We start from the raw sequence: 6,439 nt of genomic DNA, 5'->3' as shown, positions 1-6,439 counted from the left end.
TCCATAACAGTTGTGCTGGCGACAATAGCAAGAGTGAACCACCTGATCCCTTCCCGAACTCAGAAGTGAAACCTCTTAGCGCTGATGGTAGTGTGGGGTTACCCATGTGAGAGTAAGTCATCGCCAGCTCATTATTCTAAACACCCCCTGATTACTCAGGGGGTGTTTTTTTATGCGCGGGTGATAATTTAAGAACATAATTATTTAAACTGCAAAACTCATAGAACTCATAGAACTCATAGAACTCATAGAACTCATAGAACTCATAGATGATTGAGAAATTAAAAAGAGTTAAAAATTTACATAAGGCATGGCTTTAATTCTTTATATTTAAATACAGTCGTAAAAGATTAAATTAAAGGATTACAAAAATGCTCAAAGATTTTAATAAAATTGCCATTTTAGAAATATTGCAAAAGCGCTTTAATGAAAATATGCAGCGCCATCCTCAATTAAAGTGGATAGATGTTGAAAAGCTATTGATTACAAAGCCCTTAAAATTAAAAACATTGTTTGAAATGGAAAGAACAGGTGGTGAGCCAGATATTGTGATATTGAGTGAGCATACTGTAGAGATTATATTTTATGATTGTAGTCTGGAGTCACCGAAACTAAGAAGAAGTTTGTGTTATGACCGTGATGCACTGGAAAATAGGAAAGATCACCCTCCTAAAGGTAATGTCATTGATATGGTGAATGAGATTGGCGCAGAGCTGCTTACAGAAGACGAATACCGTGCAATACAGAAAGTTTTTAATTTTGATTTAAAAACATCGAGCTGGATAATGGCACCATCTGATATTCGGCATAATGGCGGAGCCATATTTTGCGATTGCCGTTATGGACGTGTATTTACGTATCATAATGGCGCGCAGTCATACTACGCATCACGTGGATTCCGTTGCAAGCTTATTCTCTAATAATGCTATAAAGCATTTTTTAAAAGCTTTTGATGTTGTTTAACTTGCTTAGCATAGCGTTTTCCTTGCTTTTTCATACGTCGATCTGTGTTGTAGCCTGTAGGCCCGACATTATAGTAGGCTAATGCTTTGGGTAATTTACCTGCACTGTTTTTATATTTGGCTATAATATAACTTCCGCATTGAATATTGGTAAATTCATCAAATAAGTCACCAGGGCAAGTATTTTGCCAATAGCGTGGGATAACCTGTGTTAGGCCAACTGCACCAGCAGGCGAAGTGACATAGCTACGGTAACTTGACTCTTGGCGGATGACAGCTGCTAACAGTAATGGATCTAAATCATAGCGTTCAGCACTTTGTACGATCATTGGAGATAGACGATTTGCTGTATCCGGTTCAACTGAATATGCACGTTGGATTCCAGCAGAAAGTTTTCCTGCGCGTTTTTCGATGGAGCCGCCACCTAATGAAGAGCAACCCGTAAAAACTGTCGCTGTCATAAAAATGCAAAGTGATTTTACTGTGATATTTTTTACATGAAAAAAATTATTGATTTTGAGCGCCGAGGATAAATTGAACAAAATATTTACTATCTAGTCTTAAAATTAATTCAAAATATTATTCAGCATTAGATATACAGTCAATCATTTAAAGGCTAGATGCTGTGTTGAATTTGTTAATTATTTACCAATATAGCGAGATCGAAGAGTTTGAAAACCTCTTCGAAGTTAGAAAATCATACTTTATTAAATTTACACCAAACTTTTTAGCATCCATATTTCGCAAGCATGGCTATGCCCAGTATTGCCTTTGGGTGCAGATAAATGATTGAAGCCGAGTTTTTCATATAATTTGACAGCTTGCCATAAATCAGCTGTTGTTTCTAAGTAGCAAGAATTTACACCATGCTGTATTGCAAATTCAAATGCAAGGTTTAGGATTTTTTTTGCAAATCCATGCCCTCGAATTTCGGCAGTAAAGTACATTTTCTGTATTTCTAAAATATTGGAATCACCTTGAAGTAGCGAGATGCCGCCGCCGCCTAAGATTTTGCCCTGTTCATTTTCAATCACCCAATATTGGGCATTTTCTTTTTGATAAACTTCATAGAGATTATCCAGTACAGGATCAGCAACGGCAAATCCTGACTCAGCGGCTAGGCCGAATTCTTTTGAAACTTCACGAATAATACTGGCAATTTGAGGATTATCTTTAGGCTCGATGGTGCGGATTTGATACATAGATTGGGCAAAGTTGAAAATCAGTGCAGATGGATTGTTATAGTCTGTTTTACTGTAAAAATCCATCTTTAAACGAGATGATGTTAAGCTACATTAATGTTATATCGTAATTTTACTTGAGTTCACTAGAGGTTTTTCCAAGTTCACGACGTGCAATAATGAGCTGTTGGATTTGCTGAGTACCTTCAAAAATGTCTAAAATCTTAGAATCACGCGACCATTTTTCCAGCAAATCTTCTTCGTTATAGCCAACACTCGCAGCTAATTCTACACATTTAAGTGTAATTTCATTGCCTACGCGTCCTGCCTTTGCTTTTGCAATAGAGGCCTCACGTGAGTTAGGCTTTTTGTTATCAGCCATCCACGCTGCTTTAATCATCAGTAAACGGGCAGCTTCCCATTCAGCTTCCATACGGTAGATTTGAGCTGCTAGATTTGAGGTCTGTAAATAGGGCGTCGCATATTGCTCATCCAGCTCATCTTTAAAGATTTCTTTAATACGTTCTAAAGATGCTTTGGCACAGCCAATGGCCATGGCTGCGACGAGTGGACGGGTGTTATCAAAAGTTTCCATCACCCCAGCAAAGCCTTTGGCAACATCAATTTCGGGGTTGCCCAATAAGTTGGATGCAGGTACACGGCAATCGATGAAGCTGATAGCTGCCGTATCTGAAGCTTTAATACCCAGCTTATGCTCTAAACGTTCAACTTTCATTCCTGGCGTACCTTTGGTCACCACAAAAGATTTAATGGCTGCACGGCCCAGCTTTTTGTCAAGTGTGGCCCAAACGACAACGGAATCTGCACGGTCACCAGAAGTAACAAAGATTTTTTCGCCATTTAATATGTAGTCATCACCATCTTTTGTTGCTGTGGTGCGAATAGCAGCTGAGTCTGAACCACAGCTCGGTTCTGTAATTGCCATTGCAGCCCAAGTGCCTTTTAAACGCTCTAACTGTTCGTCATTCGCTACAGCAGCAATGGCTGAATTGCCAAGCCCTTGACGCGGCATGCTGAGTAATAGGCCCGTATCGCCATAACACATTTCAATAATACTCAGTGCAGTAGACATGTTGATGCCATTTTTATTGCCTGATTCACTATCACCACGTTTATTTACGGCAGCACCTGCATTCATGCCATCGCCGCCTTCATTCATGCCATCAACCAGAGATGACAGCATATCCAGCTCTTTAGGATATGCATGCTCGGCCTTGTCATATTTACGCGAAATAGGGCGCAAGACATTCAGTGCAACCTCATGCGCTTGATCGATAAGCATTTTAAATTTTTTAGGATTTTGTAAATTCATTGTATTTATTCCTTTTTAATACTTATATATCAAGCATGAAGGCCAGAGTGCATAATTGCAGTTGCGCGTAAATCACGGTACCAGCGTTCTACGGGGTGTTCTTTAGTAAAACCGTGTCCGCCTAGAATCTGTACGCCATCTGTGCCAATTTTCATCGATTTTTCAGCGCAAAGCAGGCGAGCTAAATAGGCTTCGCGGTAAAATGGTTTACCTGACTCTGCAAGACTTGCAGCATTGAGCACCAGCATGTGCATAGCATCAATTTCAATCGCCATATCTGCAATCATAAATGCAACACTTTGGCGGTGCGATATAGGTTCACCAAATGCAGTACGTTCATTGGCATATTGAATGCAATATTTCTTAACAGCTTCACAAGTGCCGACAGCCATAGCGCACCACATTAAATTGCCGAGATCTAAAAACGCTGTGTAGTCAAAGTCGTTATCGCCCAAACGTTCTGCAGGCGTATTACTAAAGTGCAGCGTAACTGTTTCAGTGGCTTTAAGTCCCATTGCGGGCGTTTTTTTAACGGTAATGCTTTGATCACGGACAACAGTAAATACTTCTGGCTTACCTTCAAATTCTGCAGAAACTAAAAGTAGATCCGCGGATTCACCCAGCAATACCAACGTTTTTTCTCCGTTGATATTAAATTGATTGCCATTTTTAGTGGCTTTAGTTTTGAGTTTAAAGGGATTAAAAGCAGGGCTTGCTTCTTGAACTGCAAAACTGGCTTGAGTTTCTGAGTCCTCTGCAAAAGTTGGCAGATATTTGGATTGAATCTGTTCGGAGCCCCATTGGGTAATGGCGTTGATTACACTGAAAGTGGAGAGCAGGCCTGCACTTAAACTAAAATCACCTTGAGCGAGCTGTTCTGCAATCAATATATTGCTAATGATATTTTTTTCAGCAGCCACGCCGCCCAGCGCTTCTGGTAAAGCATAGAAATTTAGGCCTAAATCAATGCAGTATTGATACAGTTCATTTGGAAAAGCTTCATTTTGATCTGCAGCATGTGCTAAAGGATAAAGCACTTCTTGTGCAAATTGCTGCATTGCATCGCAAGTGATTTGCTGTTCTTCGGACAGGCTTAAATCAAACAGTGATTTAGTCTGATTTGGCAGACGCTGCTTATGAACATTACTTTGAGGTTTAAATGCCTTTTGTGTTTTGCTGAGTGTTTTAAAGCCAGCTTTCGAACCTTGATAGAGTGATTTCTCTATAAATTTTCTTAGTTTTAATTGATCTAATACATCACTGCCTGCAATTTTAGTGAGCAACGAGAGCCCAAATCCTTGCGCTTTATTGACCATGTCATTCATTTTTGTTGTTCCAGAAAGGGATAATTTCTAAAATTATGCTGACATGCGGGAGGTGAAAAAACCATGTCATAACTGACATACTTAATTGTCAATGATAAGTGGTTGCGTAGGCGCGATTTTGAAATTTAATATTATGATTTTTATTAAATATTTTATTTTTAAAAAAGATGATTGAATGATGAGATTGACCTGAATGACAAAAATACATTCAGGCCAATATGCAGTTATTTGTATTTTTGAATCATTTTTCTCACATTGGTTTTTGCTTCAATAACGGTCATAAAAGTATAAGCGCCAATAAATTTACGACTGATAAACATAAACTCTTTAGGCGGTACACTGAAGTAACGTGAAGCCATGGACTTAGATGCTTGCTGCATCACACGGCTATGAAGCTGGCTTTTTTTCCAGTCATAACGGTTTTGTTCATCCATAACTCCAGCTGGAAGCTCCGTATTATTAAGCGGGGTGCTGAATGCTTCTGTCGCAAGTAAAAAAACTTTAGCCATATCTGGCTTAATACTTTGCGGAATAGAGTCAAAGAAGCTGTAACCTGTCATTGCTTTAACCATTGCATCTGCATCATGATTAAATCCTGCAAAAATCAGGTTATGCGCGACTTTTAACAAGTGCTGGTCAAATTGACGAATTGCGCCAAAATCCAACAAGACAATTTTGTCATGCGCATCTTCGCCATTACCTAAGCGAACGAGATAGTTGCCAAAGTTTGGGTCAGTCTGCATTTCACCCCACTCAAACAATTCACGTACTGCAATTTCAAGTGATGCTTCACCTAATGCATTGCGGCGTTCTTGCGGGAGAGACAGCATGACAGGGCTATTGATTGGCACGCCGCGTTCAAATGTCATGCACAGAACTTGATCTGTACAGTATTCATCAATAATTTGCGGGACGATATAGCGCGGGTCTTCTTTTAAGCGCGATGCAAAACGGCGTGTTGTTTCTGCTTCAATTTTATAATTTACTTCACGGTGCATCATTTCACGCACTTCATCAAACCACTGATCAAATTCACGTGTTTGAGGAACAATGCGGGTCAGTTTCAGCATATTCTTAAATAAATTCATGTCTGAATCTATGGCATCTGCTACGCCAGGATATTGCACCTTCAGAACAATTTCTAAACCATCTGATTTACGCGTTGCGCGGTGCACTTGTGCAAGCGAGGCAGTTCCAAGCGGTTCATGATCCACAGTGAGATCATCAAGCTTTGAACCCAGCTGAGCATGCAGCTGTTGTTTAATTGCAGGCCAAGCCAATGCAACTGTTTGATTGTTTAAGGTGTTCAGTGCTTGAGTGATTTCTTCTGGCAGAAAGTGCTCGCCATACAATGCCATCATTTGGCCAATTTTTACAATTGAGCCTTTCAGTTTGCCAATTTCAGCAACCAGATAGTCTGCCTGTTCCTTCATGGCTTTTTTACGCTTACGTTCTTTTTCCTCTTCACTGGAAAAAATAGAGGTGGCGTTAGAAGCAGCCCAGCGGGTTCCTGCGAGTAAAGAAGCTTTAGCAATCGATAAGCGTCGATCCATTGAAGATGTTTTCAGTTGTTTGAGCTTATCGTTCTGATCTGACATGTAAACTAAATCCTTTAATCAGCAATTAGCAGAGTATTTC

6 protein-coding genes and 1 rRNA gene are annotated in these 6,439 nt (G+C 39.8%); 2 read left to right on the top strand and 5 right to left on the bottom strand.

Annotated features, from left to right (window positions below; all coding sequences use genetic code 11):
* The first annotated feature begins 14 nt into the window (after positions 1–14).
* Together rrf and B9T34_RS14500 are read left to right on the top strand one after the other, a co-directional pair.
* A 5S ribosomal RNA gene (rrf, locus tag B9T34_RS14505) occupies positions 15–129 on the top strand.
* A gap of 242 nt (positions 130–371) precedes the next feature.
* Positions 372–920: a DUF4256 domain-containing protein gene (locus B9T34_RS14500; RefSeq protein ID WP_086213835.1), complete on the top strand. Its 549-nt coding sequence runs from the start codon at positions 372–374 to the stop codon at positions 918–920.
* 5 nt (positions 921–925) lie between these two features.
* Here B9T34_RS14500 and B9T34_RS14495 read toward each other — a convergent pair whose 3' ends face one another.
* The 5 genes from B9T34_RS14495 to B9T34_RS14475 all read right to left on the bottom strand — a co-directional run bounded on the left by B9T34_RS14495 (position 926) and on the right by B9T34_RS14475 (position 6,399).
* Complete coding sequence (locus B9T34_RS14495; protein WP_086213834.1) at positions 926–1,423, bottom strand: lytic transglycosylase domain-containing protein; 498 nt, start codon at positions 1,421–1,423, stop codon at positions 926–928.
* 252 nt (positions 1,424–1,675) lie between these two features.
* Positions 1,676–2,164, bottom strand: coding sequence for a GNAT family N-acetyltransferase (locus tag B9T34_RS14490; protein WP_086213849.1), 489 nt, complete (start codon positions 2,162–2,164; stop codon positions 1,676–1,678).
* Between the two features lie 112 nt (positions 2,165–2,276).
* On the bottom strand, positions 2,277–3,476 hold the full coding sequence (locus B9T34_RS14485) for an acyl-CoA dehydrogenase family protein (protein ID WP_086213833.1): 1,200 nt from the start codon (positions 3,474–3,476) through the stop codon (positions 2,277–2,279).
* Between the two features lie 29 nt (positions 3,477–3,505).
* On the bottom strand, positions 3,506–4,792 hold the full coding sequence (locus B9T34_RS14480; RefSeq protein WP_171265222.1) for an acyl-CoA dehydrogenase family protein: 1,287 nt from the start codon (positions 4,790–4,792) through the stop codon (positions 3,506–3,508).
* 233 nt (positions 4,793–5,025) lie between these two features.
* Entirely contained in the window at positions 5,026–6,399 is a 1,374-nt protein-coding gene (locus B9T34_RS14475) for an ABC1 kinase family protein (protein ID WP_086213831.1), read from the bottom strand.
* Between the last annotated feature and the right edge of the window lie 40 nt (positions 6,400–6,439).

Origin of the sequence: Acinetobacter sp. ANC 3813 (genome assembly GCF_002135435.1) — a bacterium.
Lineage (GTDB): Bacteria > Pseudomonadota > Gammaproteobacteria > Pseudomonadales > Moraxellaceae > Acinetobacter.
Note: the sequence above shows the minus strand (reverse complement) of the source record. Positions and strands in the feature narration are given on the sequence as shown.

Excerpts from the sequence above, each read along its gene's own strand:
- B9T34_RS14500 (WP_086213835.1), top strand. The coding sequence starts at position 372 with ATGCTCAAAGATTTTAATAAAATTGCCATTTTAGAAATATTGCAAAAG.
- B9T34_RS14495 (WP_086213834.1), bottom strand. The coding sequence starts at position 1,423 with ATGACAGCGACAGTTTTTACGGGTTGCTCTTCATTAGGTGGCGGCTCC.
- B9T34_RS14490 (WP_086213849.1), bottom strand. The coding sequence starts at position 2,164 with ATGTATCAAATCCGCACCATCGAGCCTAAAGATAATCCTCAAATTGCC.
- B9T34_RS14485 (WP_086213833.1), bottom strand. The coding sequence starts at position 3,476 with ATGAATTTACAAAATCCTAAAAAATTTAAAATGCTTATCGATCAAGCG.
- B9T34_RS14480 (WP_171265222.1), bottom strand. The coding sequence starts at position 4,792 with ATGGTCAATAAAGCGCAAGGATTTGGGCTCTCGTTGCTCACTAAAATT.
- B9T34_RS14475 (WP_086213831.1), bottom strand. The coding sequence starts at position 6,399 with ATGTCAGATCAGAACGATAAGCTCAAACAACTGAAAACATCTTCAATG.